Annotated in this window: 26 protein-coding genes and 1 tRNA gene; 16 read left to right on the plus strand and 11 right to left on the minus strand. The window is 49.8% G+C overall.

The features are described 5' to 3' along the window. The first annotated feature begins 14 nt into the window (after nt 1-14). Genes tsaD through GN278_16950 form a run of 4 tightly spaced genes read left to right on the plus strand, consistent with a single transcriptional unit; the run spans nt 15 to nt 2,776 of the window. Nucleotides 15-1,127, plus strand: coding sequence for a tRNA (adenosine(37)-N6)-threonylcarbamoyltransferase complex transferase subunit TsaD (gene tsaD / locus GN278_16935; protein XAT62303.1), 1,113 nt, complete (start codon nt 15-17; stop codon nt 1,125-1,127). Next, a complete protein-coding gene (locus GN278_16940; protein XAT62304.1) occupies nt 1,124-2,089 on the plus strand; it encodes an NAD(P)H-dependent glycerol-3-phosphate dehydrogenase in 966 nt (321 codons plus the stop codon). Before tsaD ends, GN278_16940 begins: the two co-directional genes overlap by 4 nt. Next, a complete protein-coding gene (locus GN278_16945; GenBank protein ID XAT62305.1) occupies nt 2,090-2,359 on the plus strand; it encodes a YciI family protein in 270 nt (89 codons plus the stop codon). Nucleotides 2,360-2,362: 3 nt separating this feature from the next. Then, nucleotides 2,363-2,776 carry an EVE domain-containing protein gene (locus GN278_16950; GenBank protein ID XAT62306.1) on the plus strand — a complete coding sequence of 138 codons (414 nt, stop codon included), beginning with the start codon at nt 2,363-2,365 and terminating at the stop codon, nt 2,774-2,776. An 84-nt stretch (nt 2,777-2,860) separates the two neighbouring features. Here the strand turns inward: GN278_16950 and GN278_16955 are convergent, their stop codons facing one another. From GN278_16955 to GN278_16975, 5 genes are all read right to left on the minus strand, one after another. Then, nucleotides 2,861-3,850: an Ldh family oxidoreductase gene (locus tag GN278_16955; GenBank protein ID XAT62726.1), complete on the minus strand. Its 990-nt coding sequence runs from the start codon at nt 3,848-3,850 to the stop codon at nt 2,861-2,863. Between the two features lie 76 nt (nt 3,851-3,926). Then, nucleotides 3,927-4,916: an alcohol dehydrogenase catalytic domain-containing protein gene (locus GN278_16960; GenBank protein ID XAT62307.1), complete on the minus strand. Its 990-nt coding sequence runs from the start codon at nt 4,914-4,916 to the stop codon at nt 3,927-3,929. Then, nucleotides 4,913-5,683, minus strand: a complete 771-nt coding sequence (locus tag GN278_16965) for an SDR family oxidoreductase (GenBank protein XAT62308.1) — start codon at nt 5,681-5,683, stop codon at nt 4,913-4,915. Before GN278_16965 ends, GN278_16960 begins: the two co-directional genes overlap by 4 nt. Continuing rightward, entirely contained in the window at nt 5,676-6,983 is a 1,308-nt protein-coding gene (hisD, locus tag GN278_16970; GenBank protein XAT62309.1) for a histidinol dehydrogenase, read from the minus strand. Before hisD ends, GN278_16965 begins: the two co-directional genes overlap by 8 nt. Before the next feature lie 9 nt (nt 6,984-6,992). Further along, nucleotides 6,993-7,286, minus strand: coding sequence for a hypothetical protein (locus tag GN278_16975; protein ID XAT62310.1), 294 nt, complete (start codon nt 7,284-7,286; stop codon nt 6,993-6,995). A gap of 141 nt (nt 7,287-7,427) precedes the next feature. On the opposite strand from GN278_16975, the gene GN278_16980 reads away from it, so the two are divergent. Together GN278_16980 and GN278_16985 are read left to right on the plus strand one after the other, a co-directional pair. After that, nucleotides 7,428-8,447: a LacI family DNA-binding transcriptional regulator gene (locus GN278_16980; GenBank protein ID XAT62727.1), complete on the plus strand. Its 1,020-nt coding sequence runs from the start codon at nt 7,428-7,430 to the stop codon at nt 8,445-8,447. 353 nt (nt 8,448-8,800) lie between these two features. Then, nucleotides 8,801-10,168 (plus strand): hypothetical protein, encoded by a 1,368-nt coding sequence (locus GN278_16985; GenBank protein XAT62311.1) that lies wholly within the window; start codon nt 8,801-8,803, stop codon nt 10,166-10,168. A gap of 88 nt (nt 10,169-10,256) precedes the next feature. On the opposite strand, the gene GN278_16990 is transcribed toward GN278_16985, so the two are convergent. Further along, a tRNA-Met gene (locus GN278_16990) sits at nt 10,257-10,333 on the minus strand. 249 nt (nt 10,334-10,582) lie between these two features. On the opposite strand from GN278_16990, the gene ade reads away from it, so the two are divergent. Next, nucleotides 10,583-12,277: an adenine deaminase gene (gene ade / locus GN278_16995; protein ID XAT62312.1), complete on the plus strand. Its 1,695-nt coding sequence runs from the start codon at nt 10,583-10,585 to the stop codon at nt 12,275-12,277. Here ade and GN278_17000 read toward each other — a convergent pair. Next, nucleotides 12,274-12,432: a hypothetical protein gene (locus GN278_17000; GenBank protein XAT62313.1), complete on the minus strand. Its 159-nt coding sequence runs from the start codon at nt 12,430-12,432 to the stop codon at nt 12,274-12,276. The genes ade and GN278_17000 overlap by 4 nt on opposite strands. Between GN278_17000 and GN278_17005 the strand changes: the two genes are divergently transcribed. Beyond that, entirely contained in the window at nt 12,431-12,772 is a 342-nt protein-coding gene (locus GN278_17005; protein XAT62314.1) for a hypothetical protein, read from the plus strand. The two genes, GN278_17000 and GN278_17005, sit on opposite strands and share 2 nt — an antisense overlap. 81 nt (nt 12,773-12,853) lie before the next feature. Here the strand turns inward: GN278_17005 and GN278_17010 are convergent, their stop codons facing one another. Beyond that, nucleotides 12,854-13,336 carry a hypothetical protein gene (locus tag GN278_17010; GenBank protein ID XAT62315.1) on the minus strand — a complete coding sequence of 161 codons (483 nt, stop codon included), beginning with the start codon at nt 13,334-13,336 and terminating at the stop codon, nt 12,854-12,856. Between the two features lie 177 nt (nt 13,337-13,513). Further along, nucleotides 13,514-13,990 (minus strand): hypothetical protein, encoded by a 477-nt coding sequence (locus GN278_17015; protein ID XAT62316.1) that lies wholly within the window; start codon nt 13,988-13,990, stop codon nt 13,514-13,516. Nucleotides 13,991-14,273: 283 nt separating this feature from the next. Between GN278_17015 and GN278_17020 the strand changes: the two genes are divergently transcribed. From GN278_17020 to GN278_17045, 6 genes are all read left to right on the plus strand, one after another. Then, entirely contained in the window at nt 14,274-14,555 is a 282-nt protein-coding gene (locus tag GN278_17020; GenBank protein ID XAT62317.1) for a hypothetical protein, read from the plus strand. Between the two features lie 290 nt (nt 14,556-14,845). Further along, nucleotides 14,846-15,292 (plus strand): hypothetical protein, encoded by a 447-nt coding sequence (locus tag GN278_17025; GenBank protein ID XAT62318.1) that lies wholly within the window; start codon nt 14,846-14,848, stop codon nt 15,290-15,292. Nucleotides 15,293-15,386: 94 nt separating this feature from the next. Further along, nucleotides 15,387-15,689 carry a hypothetical protein gene (locus GN278_17030; GenBank protein ID XAT62319.1) on the plus strand — a complete coding sequence of 101 codons (303 nt, stop codon included), beginning with the start codon at nt 15,387-15,389 and terminating at the stop codon, nt 15,687-15,689. 184 nt (nt 15,690-15,873) lie between these two features. After that, nucleotides 15,874-16,881: an aminoglycoside N(3)-acetyltransferase gene (locus GN278_17035; protein XAT62320.1), complete on the plus strand. Its 1,008-nt coding sequence runs from the start codon at nt 15,874-15,876 to the stop codon at nt 16,879-16,881. A 49-nt stretch (nt 16,882-16,930) separates the two neighbouring features. After that, entirely contained in the window at nt 16,931-17,092 is a 162-nt protein-coding gene (locus GN278_17040; GenBank protein ID XAT62321.1) for a hypothetical protein, read from the plus strand. Nucleotides 17,093-17,186: 94 nt separating this feature from the next. Further along, entirely contained in the window at nt 17,187-17,333 is a 147-nt protein-coding gene (locus GN278_17045) for a hypothetical protein (protein XAT62322.1), read from the plus strand. 15 nt (nt 17,334-17,348) lie between these two features. On the opposite strand, the gene ettA is transcribed toward GN278_17045, so the two are convergent. Next, nucleotides 17,349-19,004, minus strand: a complete 1,656-nt coding sequence (gene ettA, locus GN278_17050) for an energy-dependent translational throttle protein EttA (GenBank protein ID XAT62323.1) — start codon at nt 19,002-19,004, stop codon at nt 17,349-17,351. Nucleotides 19,005-19,210: 206 nt separating this feature from the next. Here ettA and GN278_17055 point away from each other — a divergent pair, with 206 nt between their 5' ends. Both GN278_17055 and dacB read left to right on the plus strand, forming a co-directional pair. Beyond that, complete coding sequence (locus GN278_17055; protein ID XAT62324.1) at nt 19,211-19,792, plus strand: nicotinate-nucleotide adenylyltransferase; 582 nt, start codon at nt 19,211-19,213, stop codon at nt 19,790-19,792. Further along, on the plus strand, nt 19,722-21,290 hold the full coding sequence (dacB, locus tag GN278_17060; protein ID XAT62325.1) for a D-alanyl-D-alanine carboxypeptidase/D-alanyl-D-alanine-endopeptidase: 1,569 nt from the start codon (nt 19,722-19,724) through the stop codon (nt 21,288-21,290). The genes GN278_17055 and dacB overlap by 71 nt, the downstream gene beginning before the upstream one ends. Here the strand turns inward: dacB and GN278_17065 are convergent. Next, complete coding sequence (locus tag GN278_17065) at nt 21,285-21,710, minus strand: 2-dehydro-3-deoxyphosphooctonate aldolase (protein ID XAT62326.1); 426 nt, start codon at nt 21,708-21,710, stop codon at nt 21,285-21,287. The genes dacB and GN278_17065 overlap by 6 nt on opposite strands. Nucleotides 21,711-21,819 lie beyond the last annotated feature (109 nt).

Here is a 21,819-nt window from a genome sequence, read left to right on the forward strand (position 1 = left end):
AGACACGTCACACAATGGAAGAAATCATGGTTGCGAGTGGTGGCCTCTATCTTGGGTTGGAAAGCAGCTGCGATGATAGCGCCGCTGCTATTGTACAGGTTTTGCCAAATCAAAAAGCAAAGGTTTTATCTTCGGTTGTTATTGGCCAATCTGTTTTGCACAAAGAGTTTGGCGGTGTTGTCCCTGAGGTTGCGGCGCGCGCGCATGCTGAGCGTATGGATATATGTGTCACTGATGCTTTGACACAGTCGGGAAAAACCCTAAAGGATGTTGATGTAATAGGGGTTACTGCTGGTCCAGGTTTGATTGGAGGCGTTCTGTCCGGTGTTATGAGCGCCAAAGGGCTGGCTTTAGGCTTGGGGAGGCCCTTGATAGGCGTCAACCACCTTGCAGGCCATGCGCTGACACCGCGCATGACAGATCAGGTGAATTATCCTTATCTTATGCTATTGGTCTCAGGCGGGCATTGCCAATTTCTGATTGTGAAATCTGCGCAAGAGTTTCACCGATTGGGCGGCACGATCGATGATGCCCCCGGTGAAGCCTTTGACAAGGTCGCTCGATTACTGGGACTGCAGCAACCCGGCGGACCTGAAGTGGAAAAAAAGGCGCAAAGCGGCGACCCTAATCGTTTTCGGTTTCCAAGGCCCCTGCTTGATCGCGCGGGGTTTGATTTATCATTCTCGGGGTTAAAGACAGCGGTTTTGCGAGCGCGCGATACTCTGATCGAAGATCAGGGCGGTCTTTATGATCAAGACCGCAGCGATTTTTGCGCCAGTTTTCAAGCTGCTGTGGCGGATGTTTTGATGGAAAAATCGCGGCGCGCTATTGAGCAATATTTGCGCCTAAACCCTGATCAACCGACGTTGGCGGTTGCAGGGGGGGTTGCTGCAAATTCTGAAATCCGAAGGCGATTAAAGCAGCTTGCTGATGATCTAAATTTAACCTTCATCGCCCCACCCTTACAATTTTGTACGGACAATGCAGCAATGATTGCCTATGCAGCTGCCGAATTATATCAGCTTGGTATCCGCCATGATATGACGTTATCTGCCCGGCCAAGATGGCCCTTGGATGAAAAACAAACTGCGCTTTTGGGCGGCGGTAAAAAGGGGGCTAAAGCATGACTTTCGCAGTGCTGGGTGCTGGCGCGTTTGGATCAGCTTTGGCCATTGCACTGGCACGGGGCGGAAAAGAGGTGATGTTGTGGGGACGCAGCAGCGATCATATGCGTTTGATGCAATCTTCAAGGCAAAACCAAAAACACCTAGGGGATGCACAATTTCCAGACTCATTGTCCGCAACCCACGATCTGCGCGAGGCCTGTCAAAAAGAAGTGATTTTCCTTGCGGTTCCAATGCAACAGCTTTCAGCACTTCTGTCAAAAATTGAAACCAATTTGGATGCTAAAGTGCTGATTGCCTGCTGTAAGGGCATTGATTTAAGTACCGTGCAAGGACCAACAGGAATAATCAAACAGCTGGCTCCTAGAGCTGAAGCCGCAATACTGACCGGTCCGAGCTTTGCTTCAGACATCGCAAAAGGATTACCAACAGCCCTGACGCTTGCTTGTAGATCAACTGAGGTTGGCAAGAAAATTCAGCATGATATTGCAACCGATGCGTTGCGAATTTATCGAAGCGAAGATGTGAGCGGAGCCGAATTGGGAGGCGCCTTAAAGAATGTAGTGGCGATTGCTTGCGGTATCACAATTGGTGCTGGGCTCGGGGACAGTGCCCGCGCAGCTTTGATGACCCGCGGATATTCAGAAATATGCCGGATGGCGCTGGCACTTGGTGCGAATCCTGAAACTCTTTCGGGTTTGTCTGGCCTTGGTGATTTAAGCCTGACATGTATGTCGGAAGGATCTAGAAATTATCGGTTTGGGCATGCACTCGGCAGTGGTCATCAACAGGGTGAAAAACAAACTGTTGAAGGTAAAGCAACAGCTCAGGCAGCCGTAAAACTGGCTCAAAAATTGGGGCTAGATATGCCCATTACCAAAGCTGTAAATGATTTAGTGTCTGGCCGAATTGACGTCGCTCAGGCAACTCTTATGTTAATGTCGCGACCACAAAAGGAAGAATAAATGCTCGTTGCTCTTATCGCCCACGACAAAGCCAATCATCTGGATGTAAGGACACAGAATAGGGCTGCTCATCTGGAATATATCAAAAACTCTGGCAAGGTGTCTCAAGCAGGTCCTTTCTTGGATGAAAACGGGGAAATGACTGGGTCTTTGATCGTGCTGGAGGTGGATAGCGTTTCCGACGCACAAAACTGGTCGCAAAACGACCCCTATGCCAAAGCCGGTCTATTCGAAAGTGTTCGCTTGATACGGTGGAATAAAGTGATTTAAGCAATGCAGTACTGGCTATTCAAATCCGAACCTAACACTTGGAGTTGGGATGATCAGTTGGCTAAAAGTAGCCTTGGTGAAGAATGGGATGGCGTTCGAAATTATCAAGCCCGCAATTTTATGCGGCAAATGCAAGTCGGTGATCAGGGGTTTTTCTACCATTCATTGAAAGAAAAATCTGTCGTTGGAATTGTCGAAGTTATTGCATTAGCACACCCCGACAGCACCACGGATGACCCGCGCTGGGAATGCGTAGATATCAAAGCGGTAAAATCAGTATTACAGCCGGTCAGCCTTGCACAAATTAAATCACGAATTGATTTGGCTGATATGGTTTTGATTAAAAATTCAAGGTTATCCGTGCAACCGGTAACGCATCAGCAATGGACTGTTATCTGCGAAATGGCCGGCGTTTAATCAAAAATCCTTTCGAATTTCAGTATTTAATTGCCCAAAAGCAGTGAAGTAAAAATTTACATTGCTCGTAACTATAGATTTATCTTACGCAAGGCGCCGGGCAATATCCACATAGGTAGTAGGAACTGCCAAGCCCTCGGACTGCGCGGCTTCACGCGCCTTTAGTCGCCGCTGACCGGGAAGCCGTGCGCCTTCGGCCGCATTGATTTCCCCAAGCAGTTGCTCAAAGCGGCCGGCAAAGCCTTCGCCGTCGGCTTGCTGCCCCGGCTTGATCGCTAACAGAAATTGACCTACCCGCGGCGGTGGCCCATCCGCATTGAAAAACGATCCTGCTGCGCTGCTAAGCGCACTGCCTGTATGAACCGCAGCCAGAGTTTCAACCATTAACGCCAGCGCTGTGCCCTTGGCTTCGCCAATGGGAACCATTGTTCCTTGCAGCGCTGCAGCAGGGTCTGTTGTCGGGTTTCCAGCACTGTCCAACGCCCAACCCTCAGGAATAGATTGACCGCTTTTGCTTGCGTTCATAACCTTGCCCCGAGCCACTTTTGAAAGGGACAGGTCCATCACCAAGGCAGGCGCGTCCGAACGTGGAACTGCAAAGGCGATTGGGTTGGTCCCGAACTGTGCTTCTGCTGCGCCCCATGGGGCTATGGCTTTTGGCGTATTGGCAACCATCATCCCGATCAGGCCTTTCTGGGCCAGTTTTTCAACTTGTATCGACAATGCGCCACAATGATGGGAATTGAAAATCGACATGCTAGCAATGCCATAAAGATGCGCTGCCTCTGCCCCACGCTCAAGCGCTTGGTCCAAAGCGGGATAGGCAAATCCACAATCTGCATCGATAGAAATACTGGCGGGAAAAGGGGTTTGCACTTGAATTTCGGCTGTGGGATTAATTTTCCCACTTTTCAATTGAGCGGCATAATCTTCGAGACGGGAAAACCCGTGACCAACCTGCCCCTCGGATTCAGCAGCGGCCAATGCCTTTGCAACAGACATTGCAACCTCTGTCGTCGCACCCGAACCTCTCAATGCGCTACAAATCAGTTGTTCTGCTTCGGATATAGTCATCCACACGAAATCGGTCATCGAAAACTCCGCTCTAGAAAAAGCAAATTGCGCATAGCACGGCTTGGTAGAGATTACATCAGGGTTTGAGAATAATTTTAGGCGCCATTACTGACCCGCTACGAATATTGTCAAGGGCCATTTTGCCATCAGCCAAAGAGCGCGTTTCTGTCCAGTCCAAATTCCCAAGACTGCCATCAAAAATGGCTTGGGCCGTTTCACGGAAATCCTGTGCGGTATAGGTGTAAGTTCCAATAAAGGTAATTTCTTGCAGCGTCATGCGGCGAATATCTAGCCCACCAACGGCTGATCCCAGACCTATATGCGCAATCACACCGCCCGGTTTAACCTGTGCGCTGGCCGTTTCTCGGGTTGCCTCATAGCCTACACCATCAACGACAATGTCAAAATCTGACCCATTCTTTAACGCATCAGGCGACAGAACTTTTTGCCCGCAATTTTTAAGAAGGTAATCTCGCCGAACGTCGTTTGGTTCGAGCATGGTGATATTTTGAACCCCGAGAGCTTGGGCACTTATAGCCGCTCCAAGACCAATAGCACCGCCTCCAATGACCAATACCTTTAACTCTGATGGATCATTGCGAACGGCAGCCAAAGCCAATTTGACCGCATGCCACCCACAGGCAATAGGCTCTGCCAATGCTGCCTTCTCTAAAGGTATATCTTTTGGAACGGTTACCAGATTTTGATCTGGCATTGTCACCCATTCGGCAAAAGCGCCCTGGCGCGGCGGCATAGAAATAATTTGTCGGTCCGGGCAAAGATTATCACGCCCCGCCAAACAGGCAGGACAAGTGCCACAAGAAACCAATGGATTGATGGTGACTTGTTCACCGTCACGTGTTCCGCCCACAATCACGCCAGCGGCTTCATGACCCAAAATAAGTGGTGCAGGGCGACGTTCATCATGGCCAAGAAATGCATGCATATCTGATCCACAAATACCCACACTATCAATGCGGATCAATTGCGTGCCCTCGTTCTGAACCGGGTCCGCCACATCTTGATAGCTTAATTGCGTCGGGCCTTTGTAAACCAATGCCTTCATTTTGCTGTGAACCCCCCGTCCACCATTAGAACCTGACCAGTGACATAATCCGATGCCCGCGATGCTAGAAATAAGACAGTCCCGTCGATGTCTTCCAATTCCCCGTTTCTGCCAATGCAAGTTTGCTGTGCATTCAGGGCAGAGCGTTCGGGATCGGCAAAGACTGCAGCGGTTAGTTCAGTGCGAAAAAAACCGGGCCCTATTGCATTGGCATTAATGCCTTTCTCGGACCAAGCTTGAGCCATGGCTCTGGTCATTTGTGCGACGCCGCCTTTTGACGCGCCATACGAAAGCCCGCCTGAGAAGGCTCTGAAGCTTTGCAAGGACGCAAAATTGATAATGCGGCCCCATCCTTTGGCTTGCATTGCAGGCACCAGATACTGCGAAAGAAAAAACGGGGCGCGTAAGTTCAAGTCAAGCGTAATATCCCATCCCTCAGGAGTGATTTCATCTGCAGGTTCACGGTTATTTATACCTGCAGCATGCACGATAATATCGGGATCACCATATGGTTCAGCCACCTTTTTGGAAAGGGATTTCAAGCCAGATCTATCTGCTACATCATGGTTAAAAATGGCACAGCTCTTTGGCATTGCCGCTTGAACTTCCAACAGTGCATCCCGCCGGCGCGCAACACATACCACTTTTGCACCAGCCGCTGCCAAGACAAGCGCCGAACGCCGGCCTAAGCCCGAACTTGCACCGGTAACGCAAGCGACTTTCCCGCTTAGATCAAAAAGTGCCGGTATAGCTTTTGAGTCACGCATTTGCACTTAGATCAAAATCTTCATCTGGGAAGTATTTTTTAAGCCTAATATCCGCTGTGCGAGCATGGCCTTCCATCCCTTCAAGACGAGAGATGCGCGCTGTTGCCTCAGCTACGGGTTTTGCACCACTGCGCGTTGCACGCTGCCAAGTCACAATTTTCATATATTTGTGCACTGACAGACCGCCCGTGTAAGACGCCGCGCCTGAAGTTGGCAAAACGTGGTTTGTCCCAGAGGCTTTGTCTCCAAAGGCTACCGTGGTCTCTTCTCCTAAGAACAGAGATCCATAGCAATTCAGCCGCTCTAGCCACCAATCAAGATCTTCAGCTTGAACGGTCAAATGCTCTGGCGCATATTCGTCTGATGTTGCGGCCATTTCTTCTCGATCTGAGCACAAGATGACTTCGGCATAATCGCGCCATGCAGCTGTCGCATTATCCCGGTTTAGTTCTGGCAAATCATCGATCAGTTCCGGCACAAGTTTCATAACTTCATTTGCAAGAGCGTGATCATCAGTAACCAGCCATACTGGCGAATTATATCCGTGCTCTGCCTGCCCCACCAGATCGACGGCAACAACCATTGGATCGGCGGATTTGTCTGCCAAGATTAGGCTATCCGTAGGACCCGCAATCATATCAATGCCAACGCGGCCAAATAAAATACGCTTTGCCTCGGCAACAAACTGATTTCCCGGTCCGACTAAGATATTTGCTTTGGGGAGACCAAAAAGACCAAAGGTCATGGACGCCACACCCTGCACACCGCCCATTGCCATGATTGTATCTGCGCCGCAAACATGCGCTGCATAAATAATTGCAGGTGCAATGCCGACGTCTGGACGAGGAGGAGAGCAGGCAACGATGTGGTTACATCCAGCAACCTTGGCCGTCGTAACGGTCATAATAGCACTTGCGATGTGGCTATAACGCCCCCCAGGAATATAACAACCCGCCGCATCGACAGGAATGCTTTTCTGGCCTGCTATCAAACCCGGAACCACTTCAATTTGAATATCTTTCAACGTCGCTTTTTGCGCTTCCGCAAATCTGCGCACATTATCATGAGCGAAATCAATATCGCGCTTCAGCTGTTCTGGAACCAATGCGGCGGCCGCGTTGATTTCTTCTTTGGTCAAAATTACATTGCCAGAGTATTTGTCAAACTTGGCGGCATATTCCAACGCACCTGCATCGCCACGGGTTTCGATATCGTTGAGAATACTCTGAACAGTAGCGCTTACATCTGTAGCATCAGAGGTTGAGGTCAAGGTTGCTTTTTTAAGGTATTCTCTCGTCATGTAAGATTCCTACTTATAGAAGTCCGGCAAAGGTGTGGTCGACAGCGCCGGGATGCATGCAATGAAGATCACCACAAACAGCATGAAAAACGCGAACGGTGTAGTTCTAGCAGAAATGCGAAGTATAGACTCGCCTGTCAACCCAGAAACAACAAAAAGGCTTAATCCCAGCAGAGCCTTGATAAACCTCAAACCAAGTGCGGTGATGATCGTCCAAAAGCGACAAATTGCAAAATGAACCCACGATAAAGGCGCAGCCGAAAACCGCGCACTAAAAGCAGATAGGTTTAGGGACATGTCCATTACAAGCTCGTTGATAGATGATTCTGGACATTGTGTAAGCGCTTGCATTTATTTCTGCAAGCGCTTACATCAGTGTTTGAGTTTTTTTTTGAAACCGCTAAAGTGACTGGAATTAACACTAAGCTGGATGCGAGAACGTTAATGACCCAAGGATCGACAGTCCCAACTTTAGCTGATGTTGCGCGCCAAGCAGGTGTTTCAACAGCAACTGTATCGCGCTGTCTTAACACGCCAGAACAGCTTAGCAAATCAACACGCGAAAGGGTTCTGCAAACCGTTCAGAATATGGGATATGCACCAAATTTTAATGCGCGGGCTCTGGCGGCAAAGAGAACAAATACCGTGGGGGCTATTATCCCCACAATGGAAAACGCGATTTTCGCGCGTGGTCTGCAGGCGTTTCAAGAAGAATTAGGGTCTCTTGGAATGACCCTACTTGTTGCCTGTTCCTCTTATGACAATGAGTTGGAGGAGCAACAGATAAGAGCCCTTACAGCACGAGGCGCTGATGCGCTTTTGCTAATTGGTCATCATCGCTCACCAAAAATTTATGAATTTTTGGAAAAACGGGAGGTCCCAGTTTTAATATCTTGGATTTATCAAAAACACGCAGAACAAATTTCCATCGGGTTTGATAATCGAAAGGCCATTACCCCCTTGGCCGAAAAAGTGGTCGCTTTAGGGCACCAAAACATTGGATTTATATCTGCACCCACAACCGAAAATGATCGTGCGAGTGATCGAGTGGAAGGTGTTCGCGCAGTCATGCAAACATCTGGTTTAAACCCCGATGATCTAAAGTTAATCCAAATTCCTTACTCAATTGAAAACGGAGAGATCGCCTTTAATAAGTTGATGTCTTCCAGCAAACCTCCAACCGTCGTTATTTGCGGTAATGATGTTTTTGCTGTGGGTGCTGTAAAATCCGCAAAAACCCTAGGATTTGAAGTGCCAAGGGACATATCCATTACAGGATTTGATGATATAGAAATTGCCAGTGTGACTGAACCAGCGCTCACCACTGTGCATGTTCCACACCGCAAAATGGGTAAATTAGCTGCACAAATGTTGGTTGATATGATCCATGACAGAAAGCCACAAAGCCGTGAGCTGGACACCAGTGTTAAATTAAGGGACACACTTGGCCCACCTCGTCACTGAGCACCGTCAACCACCAGGTCAACACAGGGCTTACAAATCTCAGTGAGATTCACATTTTTTTAGTTTGGGATAAGAAGCCAAATCGCCAATCCGACCAAAGTTTAGACTATATTAAAGAGTTAGTTGCGGCACTGGAATTTGAACCTATGACCTTCTAGATAGACAATTATTTTGTGATTATAATCTCCCTAATACCCGGTCTATTATGGGCCGTTTAGTGTCCGTACTGAAATGGACAGTAATTAAGCACCCCAAATGTTTATATTTTATTTCTAAATTTTACCTTAATTCAAAATAAAAATTGCCGTAATTAGTAGCGGAAAAGTATTTAATGATCTGAGGCCCCCTGTTCTATGATCACTCTTGGAACAAATACCAGTGCCCTGATGGCTCGCGCTGCAACCACATCAATGCATGTGGATGCGGCAACAGCTATGCAGCGCCTGTCCTCAGGTCATCGCATTAATGCAGCAAAGGATGATGCTGCAGGTGTGGCTATTGCCTCTCGCCTGACCAGTCATATGCGTGGTCTGCATCAGAGCGTTCGCAATTCTATGGATGATCAAAGCGTAGTTGCAACAGCTGACAGTGGGTTGCAACAGATTGAAAGCAGTTTGCAGCGTCTGCGAGAATTAGCGGTTCAGGCAGCGAATGATACACATTCGGATGCAGATAGGTCTAGCCTAAATCAAGAAGCTCAGCAGTTACTTGCAGGTATTGAAGCGATTGCTTCGGAAACAACTTGGGCTGGTCAGGCTTTATTGGATGGAACCTTTTCCAATAAAACCTTCCACATTGGCAATGGAAGTACGAGTGCCGATCATATCACAACCTCAATTAGTTCAATGAATTCATCGGCTCTGGGTTTAACGTCTAACACACAGATCCTTTCAGGAAAAAAGGACTCCTTTAATATTTCGGACGGCGCAGAAAATGGCTATATTTCGACAGGTTTTCAAACGCACGTAGATAGCCTGTCAGAGGGCATTAAGAGCTTCATAGGTTTTGATGACCAAACCTCACATCACCTGCGGGCTTCAACCTTTGATTTAGCCGCAATTGATGGACCGCTTCAATCTGCCGTTTTAACACTGAAAGCCAGACCAGCAAATTTGGGCCGGCCCCGCGATGATTACATAGCATTTTCTGCATTTGATAGCAGCGGGGCGGCTTTGTTCTCTGAATATAAGGTCGGCCTTGGTAAACACGCAGGGCCTAACAGCTATATTGATTCTGGCTGGCGTAGTACTACTATCTCAACAGAAGGGGTGGAAATAACATTAGATTTATCAAATTTTTCCTCCCAGCAGGGTACAAACTTATCTATTCTGGAAGATTTAAATTCACATAGACTTTTAGATGTAAGAGTACATGACGATACATCAGTTGATTTCATGGAGTTAGAAATAATAGCCAGCTTGCATATTAACGATTTATCAAGCGCCAGGTCAGCACTCACAAAAATTGATTCAGCTCTTCAGGCGGTGAACTCTGAACGCGCAAATTTGGGGAGCTTAAGCAATCGGCTTGATAATATCATAGCAAATGCAACCAACGCTGGTACGAATGTCGCTAAGTCATTGGGCCATATCCAAGATGCAGACTTTGCAGCAGAAACGACTAGGCTTGCCAAGTCTCAAATACTGGCACAAGCATCGGCGGCAATGCTGGCTCAGGCCAATGCCTCAACCCAACATATCTTAACACTGATACTGGATTAAATCGTAACAAGTCCGTATTTAATTCCAAAAGATAAACAGATATCAGGGTAAAAACTTGGCGACATGAAATCTAATCAAATCAGTATTTTGGTTGCGGGAGTAGGATTTGAACCTACGACCTTCAGGTTATGAGCCTGACGAGCTACCGGGCTGCTCCATCCCGCGCCAAGTGAGACGTCTTTAAACTGGCACTCGCGTGGCCGCAACCCCTGATCGCAATAAATGCGGTACAAATTTAGCGACTTAGCTTTTGTAGCAAATTTTTGGCCCACGCGGCCTTTTTTCACAATGTTCTCTCCACATATGTAAAATTTTTGTGCTAAAATGCGATCAAGCCAAAGCCAATGGGTAAGTTTTTAGAGTTTTGGGTGATCTTAATAAATTTCCCATAAACAATGATTTAAGGAGAGTTCTATGGCCGACCTAAACGCCCGGATTGAACAGGGACGCGGCGATGAACCCGCCGATCTAGTGCTCACCGGCGGTCGTATTTTTGATCTTATAACGGGTACATTCATTGTGGGCGATGTTGCCATCTGCGGTGATATGATTGTTGGCATTGCAGATCAGTATCACGGTCATGAGGTCATAGATGTCAGCGGCTTAACTCTGGTGCCTGGATTTATAGATACCCACTTGCACATCGAATCGAGTCTGGTCACGCCGTTTGAATTCGACCGCTGCGTTGCGCCGCTTGGCATCACCACGGCGATTTGTGATCCGCATGAGATTGCCAATGTGATCGGTACTGAGGGTATTCGCTGGTTCCAAAACGCCAGCGACCATATGGTGATGGATCTGCGAGTGCAGCTTAGCTCATGCGTTCCCTCAACCGATATGGAAACGGCGGGTGCAAGGATTGATGCCGTAGAGCTGGCTGAATTGCGGCATCACGCCTCGGGCATAGGGCTTGCCGAATTTATGAATTATCCCGGCGTAATACACCGCGACCCCGATGTTCTGGCCAAGCTAAAATTATTCGACGGGCAGCATATTGATGGGCATTGTCCGCAACTTAGCGGGCGTGACTTGAACGCTTATATCGCAGCAGGTATCCGGACCGAGCATGAGGCGACAACCGCGCAAGAAGCGCTTGAAAAGCTGCAAAAAGGCATGCGGGTGCTGATCCGCGAGGGCTCGGTTTCCAAAGACCTGACTGCCTTGCAGCCGGTTTTAACCGAACGCACTGCGCCCTATATGTGCCTGTGCACCGATGATCGCAATCCGCTAGATATCGCTGAGCATGGCCATCTGGATTACATGATCCGCCAGTTGATCGCCCTGGGCACACCACCGCTGGCAGCGTATCGCGCAGCATCGCTTTCGGCGGCCGAAGCCTTTGGCCTAAAAGATCGCGGACATATTGCGCCGGGCAAACGGGCCGATATTGTGGCGCTTGGATCGCTTGAAGCCTGCGATGCACAGATGGTGTTTTGCGCCGGCCGCCGGGTGGAACCCGCCCGCTTTGAGGCCCGCCCCCAATTGCCGCCAGTGGGGCGCAATTCCGTACACACACGGGCGCTGAAAGCCGCTGATTTTCGCAGCGCGGAAAACCATCGCATCAGCGATGTAATTGGCATCATCGAAGGCCAGATTATCACTGAACATCAACGGGTTGAGATAGACATCGTGGACGGCGACAAAGCCCCTGATCCGGCCCGTGATCTGCTGCGCATTGCGGTGATCGAACGGCATGGGAAAAATGGCAATATCGCTACCGGATTTGTGCGCGGTTTTGGGCTAAAGGCGGGCGCCATTGCCTCGACCGTGTGCCATGATCATCACAACATTGCCTGCGTTGGTGCATCTTATGCAGATATGGCGCTGGCGGCGAACCGGCTTAGCGCGATTGAGGGCGGTTTTGTCGTGGTGCGCGATGGTCAGGTTCTGGCCGAACTGGCGCTGCCTGTGGCCGGCTTGATGAGCCTTGAGCCGTTCGAGATCGTGCGCGACCGGCTGATGGATTTACGCGCAGCGGCGCGCGGTCTGGGCGTGGTTTTGGACGAGCCGTTTTTGCAATTGGCCTTCCTTGCGCTGCCGGTGATCCCGGCGCTGAAAATCACTGATCGTGGATTGGTGGATGTGACCCACTTTGAGCTGATCAGCTAAAGCTGCGCAGCCATCACCACGGCAAAAAAGCCCGATTTGGCAGATCGGTATCGCGGCAGTATCGCGGCGTTATCGCGGTGGTGGCAGCGCACGGCGCGGTGAGCCGATATTAACCCGCTGCGGGGCATCATGGCGGCAAAGGAGAATTGCGCCATGCCCCACCGTCCCAGTAAATCCGAACTGCGTGCCCGCGACCGGCTGCTGTATAACCTTTACTATCTGCAGCGCGATGATTTTATCGACATCACCCTGCGCGATCAGGTGCCCGAGGCGTGGCACACGCTTGAGCTTGATGTGGACTGCAGCGAGCCGAAAGAAAAAATCACGCTCTATCTGGATCGCTCGGTGGTGCGGCTGTTTCGCGCCATGGGCCGCGGGTATCAGGGGCGCATCAACCGGCTGCTGTCGACCTGGGCGCAGATGAAAATCGCCGGCGAAGTGGCGCTTGAAGACAACCTAAAAGCCCGCCTAGCCGACCCCGACGCGCGGTTTTGAATTGCGCGGGGGTGGGTCGTAATTTTGAAAAGGCCCTTCTGCTTTAGGGTGGGGCAACGCAGAAAGATCAGGAGCGGTGATCTATCTATTTTCTAAGGCTGTTTTCAGTAAGAGAATTTGCTGATCAATTGTTGCAAGTTCATCAATAAGTTCTCCTCGTTTTTTTTGCAATTTATCAATATTAATATTCAGTTGGGTTTCATCTACAACACTAGTATCTAATTTCTCTTTCTTTTGATGTTTTTTCATACTCTTACGGATTTTTAAAAATCTGGTTTTAAAAAGAGGTTGTTGCTTTGCCCACTCATACTGATCTTCATACTTTTTTTGTATGAGCTTCTTCAACTTTGGATCAGTATTGTTAGGAAACTCTTTTTTAATATTTGGATTGAATTTTCGTGTAATTATAAAATCAATTATTGTAAGCTCATCCGTGTAACGTCTATTCTTATTTGATAGTTTCTTAGAACTTCTCTTTGGACTTCTCCTATCCTCTGCCGGATCTAAAGAGTCAAAATGGCCTCTAGTTACCGTTGCACTCGACCCGTAATATGTGCCTGGCATGCATCTGCTCCTTGAAAATCGAAAGAGTTATAGATTTTATAATGTAAAGTTAATCTGGGGATCTCTAGGGTAAAATGCAACTTAGATGCCTAAAAATGGGGCAAAAGCGAGTGGCAAAATTGCTAATATGCGTCTTGCTATGTCGCTGATTAAGGAGCTGGGGTGGGGCAGCAAGCGCTAGTCTGGACAACCTCTAAACCCGTAGACGGAATTCCTGATTGATAAAGGGAACATATGACTACTTTCGGCGTACTTGTTGTTTAAATTCTCGTGAATACCTTCTATTTTAAAAAGAGTTTCGGGGTCTGAAATACCTCGATAACAAATGTCTTTCATGTTCTCGACACCTATTAATTTCCGAGTTCTAGCCGCGCTTTTGGCGGCCTCGTTTACACAAGTCCAAACACCGGGAGTTGAATTGTTTATATTTCGGCACCCATCAAGCACCGACTTTACTGACGAGCCGTAAAAATCATCACGTTGTATGGTTTCCAATAAATGAAACGCAATAGCTCCATAGATTAAACAGCCGGGCATCTCATCATAAGTTTCTTTGAGAAGTTCGTTACATTCTTCAATAATTTCTTCTGGAATTTCAGCCTGCACAGCAGTTCCAAAGCCGAGCGCCATAAGCGCGCATAAAATAAACCTCATAAAAAAATCCTTGCTGAAATTTGTCGTTAAATTCGCGGCGAACCTTAGCACGTTTTTTCCAAATAACCTAAAGGGCCTCTAGATTGGTTATTGCGGCCAATAGTACTGACTTGAATAAAGTAACCTGTGAGTTTGGGTGAGATAAAGCAACCGGAGCAGTGGCTGAAAAATCCAACGGCTAATTTAGTCGATCATCCGGACACGAGTTCGTAATTTTTTTATCGTTTTGATAAATTTTATGATATGAAACCCTATATTGGTAACGCGTATTAAGAGGTGAGATATGAGGTTTTTAGCAACCTTTGAAATTACATGCAGCTTTGAGCGGTGGTTAAAGCTGGTGGATGATTTAAAGCCGCATATGGACAAGCACGGCTTGAAACTTATCACCGCGATGAGCAACGAAGATCAAACCCGGGTCTATGATCTTGGCGAGGCGGAAACCATGGCAGGGGTCGAGGCCTTTGTGACCGACCCCGAAGTGATGCAAATGCGCCGCGAAGCGGGCGTTATTTTAGAAAGCCACGAAGTCATCACGGCGATCAGTGAGTATCATATCTTTTAGCCTGACTGGCCGAATGACCATCGCCGAAAGATGCCCTAAGAGGATGCGGTTTATGTGTTTCCTTCCTGTGAGGCTTGTGCTTGCGGGCCCGATTATCCTTTTTCGAAAAACTGCAAGTAATGGATATGAGCAAACTGTGTATGGGCCGCGGCAATAAAGACTATGAAGACGTCGCCCGCCTAGGGTTCAGTTATTAGGCTGAAATTCTCAATTTGAAAAAATTCTTGCCAAACCGTTTTAATGTTGGGGATAGTAACATTTACATATCTTGACAAAGATTGGGGGGAAAAATGAAGACTGTATCGTGCTTTTGCGGGCAATGCTCGCTTGAATTCAAACATGATCCAATGATGCATTTTATGTGTCATTGCGAAGATTGCGAATTTTTATTCAATGGCGCGTTTAGGGGATTTGCCTATACCGAAATTGATCTTGAACTATCAGGCCCGCATGACACCTATTCTTATGAAGGCGGCAGCGGCAATCTTTTGCATCTGACATTTTGTAAAAACTGCGGGATGAACCTCTATTCAAAGCCGGACCTCCTTGAGGGTCTGGTCTATGTTTTTGCCGGTCTCATGAAAGAACATTATACGTTTGAGCCAAAGGTTGAACTCTTTGCGCATAACCGTTTACCGTGGGTGACGCGGGCCGACAGCGTTGTGCAAAGCTATGACCATAATGGCACCATAGAGCGGGTCTCCGAGCTTTTGGAAAACATCGATCAAAGGGGATGACGCGAGTCTAAAAGATCGTTCTGCCAACTTTGCTTAACGACCGATCTTGGATAACCTAATATGGGATCCTGTCCCCAAGCGAAAGGCATATGAAATGAAGTTCATCGTCAATGCATTATGGCAGCACGAAAGCCCAATAGATGAAGAAGCCTACCGGGACTATATGGTGGTTTTGAAATCCACATTGGATGCTGCGGACTATGTCGAGGAAACCATCTGGTATAAGATCGACGAAAAGACCCACGGCTCAGTTGCGATTTATAAATCCGAAGAGGCGTATCACGCTTTCCTTGAAAAAAACGAAATGCAGCGCGATTATGCAAAGGATGACCGAATGGTCACAATGATTGTAGAATATAAAGGACCTGCTTTTGCAGTGCAAAGTGATGTCGATTAAAACAATAACAATGCTTATCATTCTTACCGGCTTGGTGTCCTGCGGCACCGCCAAAGGCGTTTGGAACGGCGCCGGAGCCGTAATCAACGGCGTTTCCGAAGATGTCAAAGACATTGGTGATATGCTGCTCTAGGCGAATTTTTCGCTGTGCAGCTATTCTGGCCTGCCCAAGGCCCGTCAAGATATGGAGGCCGGGATGGTCAATATTGTCACTGTGGTAAAATACAAAGTCAAAGACGGCTATGAAGACGCTTTTGTCGCGGCCATCAATGACTATGATTATTCAAACTCGAACTTTATGCGGTTAATCGCGCTCGAGGACAATCAATACGTCAGTACACAGGCGGCAAACAGATGGAAAGGAATGCGTATCATGAGCACTCAGGCCAAAAATCAATGTAACAAAGCGTTTTCAACGCGAACTACGTTGATTGCCGACTTCAAACGTCTTGGCCTTCAAGACGGTGATGGTGTCTTCGTACATGCGTCAATGAAAGGCATCGGGCGTGTCGTCGGTGGCGCACGTGCTGTTGTCAGCGCAATTATCGAAACGGTAGGGGAGAAAGGTCTTGTTGCGATGCCGGGCTTCTCAAACGACGCCTATATGCCCGCATGGTTTGACGCCAACGAGAGTTCGCAAGCGACGTTCAAGCGTATCCAAGACGCCGTGCCTGGACACAACGCAGCCCTGACGCCTTGCCTCGAGATGGGCTTGATAGCTGAGACATTCCGAAATTGGCCAGGCACGTACCGCAGCTCGCACCCGTGCGTTTCAGTCACCGCGCGTGGGCCAGAAAGTGCGTCCTTCATCAAGGAACACAGCCTTGCTTGGGCATGCGGACCAGACACGCCCTTGGGCAAATTCCGGACACGTCCACGCATGAAAATTATGCTTCTGGGTGTAGACTGGACCCGTTGCTCAGCACTGCATACTGCGGAAACGCTTGTCGCGGCACGGCGCACAAAACGGCGGATTTTCAAACACGTTGATGCTTGGCACGAAACAGATGACGTGGCAGATGACAATGGCCGCCTCTTTCCCGAAGTTGGCATGCGGTTCACTCAATCACACGACGTTCAGCGCAATCTAATTGGACAAGCGACCACACTGTTGTTTTCTTTCGCACAGCTTGTCGATTTTGCAGCCAACGAATTCGAAACTCTTCTAGAGGGAACCGGCGCAACACCCTAAGCACACTGCTTGAATTGCGTTACGACTGATGCAAGCTAGGATCGTCATTATGGAATATGATGATATTGAAAAAACTGGCCAAGATGAAGTGACCGGCCTCAGCTGGCTTGACCAGGTGGAACATATGCTTGAATTTTTCGGCGAAAGCCGCACCGATGCCTATTCCGGCATCGTGATGTCAGAGTTCAGCAACGCAGATATTTTCAAATGAGATTTAGGTTTGCTAAAGCGGGCCGCGCACAGGTATAGTCGAGCTCGTAAATCAGTCGCTCATTTACGAGCCCAAAAAACATAGGTATTGATCAATGCGCACACTGCGATTTTTTGTCATCCTAGCACTTATGGCAACGCTGGGGGCCTGCGGGACCACCAAAGGCGTGCTGGATGGAACTGGTTCAGTGCTTGAGGGCATGGCCGCAGATGTCAGAGCCGCGGGTGATTTGCTCTCATAAGGCCACAGCCCACCCCTAGCGGGTGAATTTTTTGTGCTTAATCCGTTTGGGCTCAAGCGCATCGGCCCCAAGGCGACGCTTTTTATCTTCTTCATAGTCTTCAAAGTTGCCTTCAAACCATTCCACATGCGCTTCGCCTTCAAAGGCAAGGATATGGGTACAGATGCGATCAAGGAAAAACCGGTCGTGGGATATGACCACAGCGCAGCCGGCAAAATCCACCAGCGCATCTTCCAATGCACGCAGGGTTTCCACATCAAGATCATTGGTCGGCTCATCGAGCAGCAGCACATTGCCGCCCTCTTTCAACAGCCGCGCCATATGCACCCGGTTGCGTTCCCCGCCCGAAAGCAGCCCGACCTTCTTTTGCTGATCCCCGCCTTTGAAGTTAAACGAAGAACAATAGGCGCGGGAATTGACCTGTGCATCGCCTAGCTCAATAATTTCAGCGCCGCCGGAAATGGCTTCCCAGACGGTTTCATCGGATTTTAGATCATCGCGCGACTGGTCCACATAAGAAAGCTGCACCGTATCGCCATAGCCGATTGATCCCGCATCAGGGGTTTCATGACCGGTGAGCATTTTGAAAAGGGTTGATTTACCTGCGCCGTTCGGACCAATCACGCCAACAATACCGCCGGGCGGCAATGCAAAGCTTAGGCCTTCGATTAACAGCTTGTCGCCCATTGCTTTTTGCAGACCGTCAATTTCAATCACCTTACCGCCGAGCCGCTGACCGTTTGGAATAACAATCTGGGCACGGGCAATTTTTTCCCGCTCAGATTGGCTTGCCAGCTCATTATAGGCGTTGATCCGGGCTTTTTGCTTGGCTTGGCGCGCCTTTTGCCCCTGACGCATCCATTCCAATTCGCGCTCAAGGGTTTTTTGTTTGGACTTATCTTCACGCGCTTCTTGAGCAAGGCGCTTGGCCTTTTGCTCAAGCCAGCTGGAATAGTTGCCCTCATAAGGAACGCCGCGTCCGCGGTCGAGTTCCAAGATCCAGCCGGTGATATCATCAAGGAAATACCGGTCGTGGGTCACGATTAGGATGGTGCCTTTATAGTCGATCAAATGCTGCTGCAGCCAAGCGATAGTTTCCGCATCCAGATGGTTGGTCGGTTCATCCAGCAGCAACATTTCCGGCGCTTCCAGCAGCAATTTACACAGCGCCACGCGGCGGCGTTCACCGCCCGACAGTGTCGCCACATCCGCATCATCGGGCGGACAGCGCAAGGCCTCCATTGAGACATCTATCTGGCTGTCCAGATCCCACAGGTTTTCTGCGTCGATCTGATCTTGCAGCTCCGCCATTTCATCGGCGGTTTCATCAGAATAATTCATCGCCAACTCGTTATAGCGATCTAAAACAGCCTTTTTCTCGGCCACGCCCAGCATCACGTTTTCGCGCACATTCAAGCCGTCATCCAGATGCGGCTCTTGCGGCAGATAGCCCACCTTGGCGCCCTCGGCGGCCCAAGCTTCGCCGGTAAAGTCCTTATCAAGGCCGGCCATGATTTTCATCAGCGTGGATTTACCGGCGCCATTGACCCCGACAACACCGATTTTCACCCCGGGCAAAAACGACAGCCGTATGTTTTCAAAGCACTTCTTTCCACCTGGATAGGTTTTTGAAACGCCGTCCATGTGATAGACATATTGATAGGAAGCCATTCGCGCACTCCGCCAGAGGTGGGTTTTTCGTCTCAATAACGCTTTGCACGCCTCGGGGCAACGGTTTGACAGCGAAAACTATCATTGGCACGGTAGGATAATCGCTATGCCCCCATAAAGGTGTGGAACATCGGCTTTCTTTTCTCAATCAAGTTAGATAGATACAGCAAGCGATAGAAGTGAACCAAGCAAGGAATAAGCGGCGCATGACGTCAAGGGTTGTTGGGCTTTTGGGGGGATCGTTTGATCCAGCGCATGCGGGTCATGTTGAAATTACCCGCACCGCATTGCGCCGGTTTGCCTTGGATCAATTGTGGTGGTTGGTCAGCCCCGGCAATCCCTTAAAGCCGCATGGCCCTGCCCCGATGCAGGACCGTATTGCGGCGGCCCGCGATCTGATCACCGATCCAAGGGTGAAGGTATCCTCTGTTGAAGCAGACCTCGGCACGCGGTACACCGCCGAAACCCTTGCTGCGCTTGCCGCCCGATACCCAAAAACACGGTTCATTTGGCTGATGGGGGCGGATAATCTGATGCAGTTTGATCAATGGCAAGATTGGCAAAACATCATTTCCACAACACCGCTTGGTATTCTGGCACGGCCCGGCCACCGGCTTGCGCCGCTCAAAGCCCGCGCTGCACGGATCTATCGCTGGGCACGCCTACCAGCAGCCCAAAGCCGCCTGCTGGGGCACTATCAAGCGCCGTGCTGGTGCTATGTGGATATGCCGATGGTCGATCTATCCTCGACCGCGCTGCGCGCGCAAGCTTGGCCATCAGGATGCTGAGGGTCTAAGACAGATGAGCCAACGATTTAACAGACGCCAGATCGCGGCGCTGCTCACTGGGGCAGCTGTGGCAGGACCAGCTTGGGCCAGCGCGCCGCAAACATCGCTGCGCCCCAAAGCAAGGCCGCTGTTACCCGCCAAATCCCCAACCAGAGCGTTTTTTGAAAAATCCGGCTTGAAGGGCGAGCTTGGCTGCGCCGCTGCGGCACTGGCTGATGGGCGCCTGCTCACCACTGAAAACCAAACTCAAGGCTTTGCACCAGCGAGCGTGGCCAAAGCCATTACCGCCGCCTATGCCCTGTATCATCTGGGCGCAGATTACAGGTTTCGCACGCAGCTGATGATCACCGGTACGCTCAGCGAAGGCGTGCTTGATGGCGACCTTATACTGGCAGGCGGCGGCGACCCCACGTTGACCACAGACCGGCTGGCGGAACTTGCCAAGGCCTTAAAAACGGCCGGTGTCAATCAGGTTAACGGACGGTTTTTCTATCACCACGGCGGTTTTCCCACCGTGCATCAGATTGACCCCGATCAACCAGTTCACTTGGGGTATAATCCCTCGGTTGCTGGGCTTAATCTAAATTTCAACCGTGTGTTTTTTGAATGGACGCGGCAAGGCCAAGCCTATGATTTCAAACTGGAAGCCCGTGATTTAAAGTTCCGCCCCAAGGTCAATACCGTGCAAATGACCTCTGAACGCCGGGGGATGGAGGTGTTCAAATACACCCAAACCCCCGAGCTTGAAGCATGGTCGGTGGCCCGCAGCGCCTTGGGCAAAGGCGGCGGGCGCTGGTTGCCGCTGCGCCGCCCCGGGGCTTGTACGGCAGATGTCTTTCACAGTCTTGCGCGGTACTACAAAATTGATCTGCCAGTACCGCAAGAGGGCAGTCCAGAACCATCGCATCGACCGCTTTGCTATACGGACAGCGCAGAGCTGTCTGATATACTCGTTGATATGCTGAAAAACTCCGTCAACCTAACTGCGGAAGGTCTGGGCAGGGCAGCAACCCGTAAAGCCGGTGGGGATGCTTCGACACTGATAAGCTCGGCGCAACATATGCAAGAGTGGGCAGCGCAGAAGCTGGAAATGGCAGATGCGCATTTTGTTGACCATTCCGGGCTCGGCGATCGGGCGCGGATCAAGGCGCTGGACATGGTGCGCGGTCTGGTGGCTGCGCAAAAGCTTATGCCGGATTTTCCGTCACTGCTTCGCCAGATCAAGCCGCGCGATACCCGCGGCAATTTAGACCGAAAATCCAAAGCGCTTATTCAGGCCAAAACCGGAACGTTGCATTTCGTCAGCGCGCTTGCCGGCTATGTCACCGAAGGGGTCGATACCCCCTATGCTTTTGCGATTTTCACCCAAAACCTTGATCGCCGCGCGCGGCTATCTATCTGGCAGCGTGAAAGCTCAAAAGCAGCTGAATATTGGAACCGGAGGGCACGCTATGTGCAGTATGTGCTGCTGGCCCGTTGGTCCAAACGCGGGTTATAGGGTTAAATGCCGCGCCCTAGCGCCGCGCTCGATCGCGGCCGCGTGCAGCCGGTCAATGGTCAACTGATAGCGCATTTCCTCCAATAGCCGCAGTTCCGGCTCGCGGATAATTCCATCGGCGGCGGCCACATCACAGCACAGGGCATAGGCGGTTTCATAAAGCTCTTTAGGCAGGTTGGTTTTGACCAACCCAAACAGCGCATCCAGACCGTCCTCTTGTTCGAAAAGGTCAAACACCACCTGCGACATGATATTGAGCCGGTCGATGTCGTATTGCGCAAAGATCGGCAGGTTATTGACGGTGGATTGAATTTTGACCAATTCAGCGGTCAGAATGTTTTCATCCGATGCTGAGACGGCCATCATCAACACCACAAGACAATCCTGCGGTGTCATCACATGGGAAGAATCCTGGGTCAAAATAGCCACCTTTGATAAAGTTTGTTGCAGTGCAGAATATTGACCTATGTTGCTGGTGGCAATAGTAAGCAGAGAAATGCGCCGGTTTTAGCGCAATAGTTTAATTCGG

The sequence above is a fragment of the Rhodobacteraceae bacterium Araon29 genome (genome assembly GCA_039640505.1).
Lineage (GTDB): Bacteria > Pseudomonadota > Alphaproteobacteria > Rhodobacterales > Rhodobacteraceae > CABZJG01.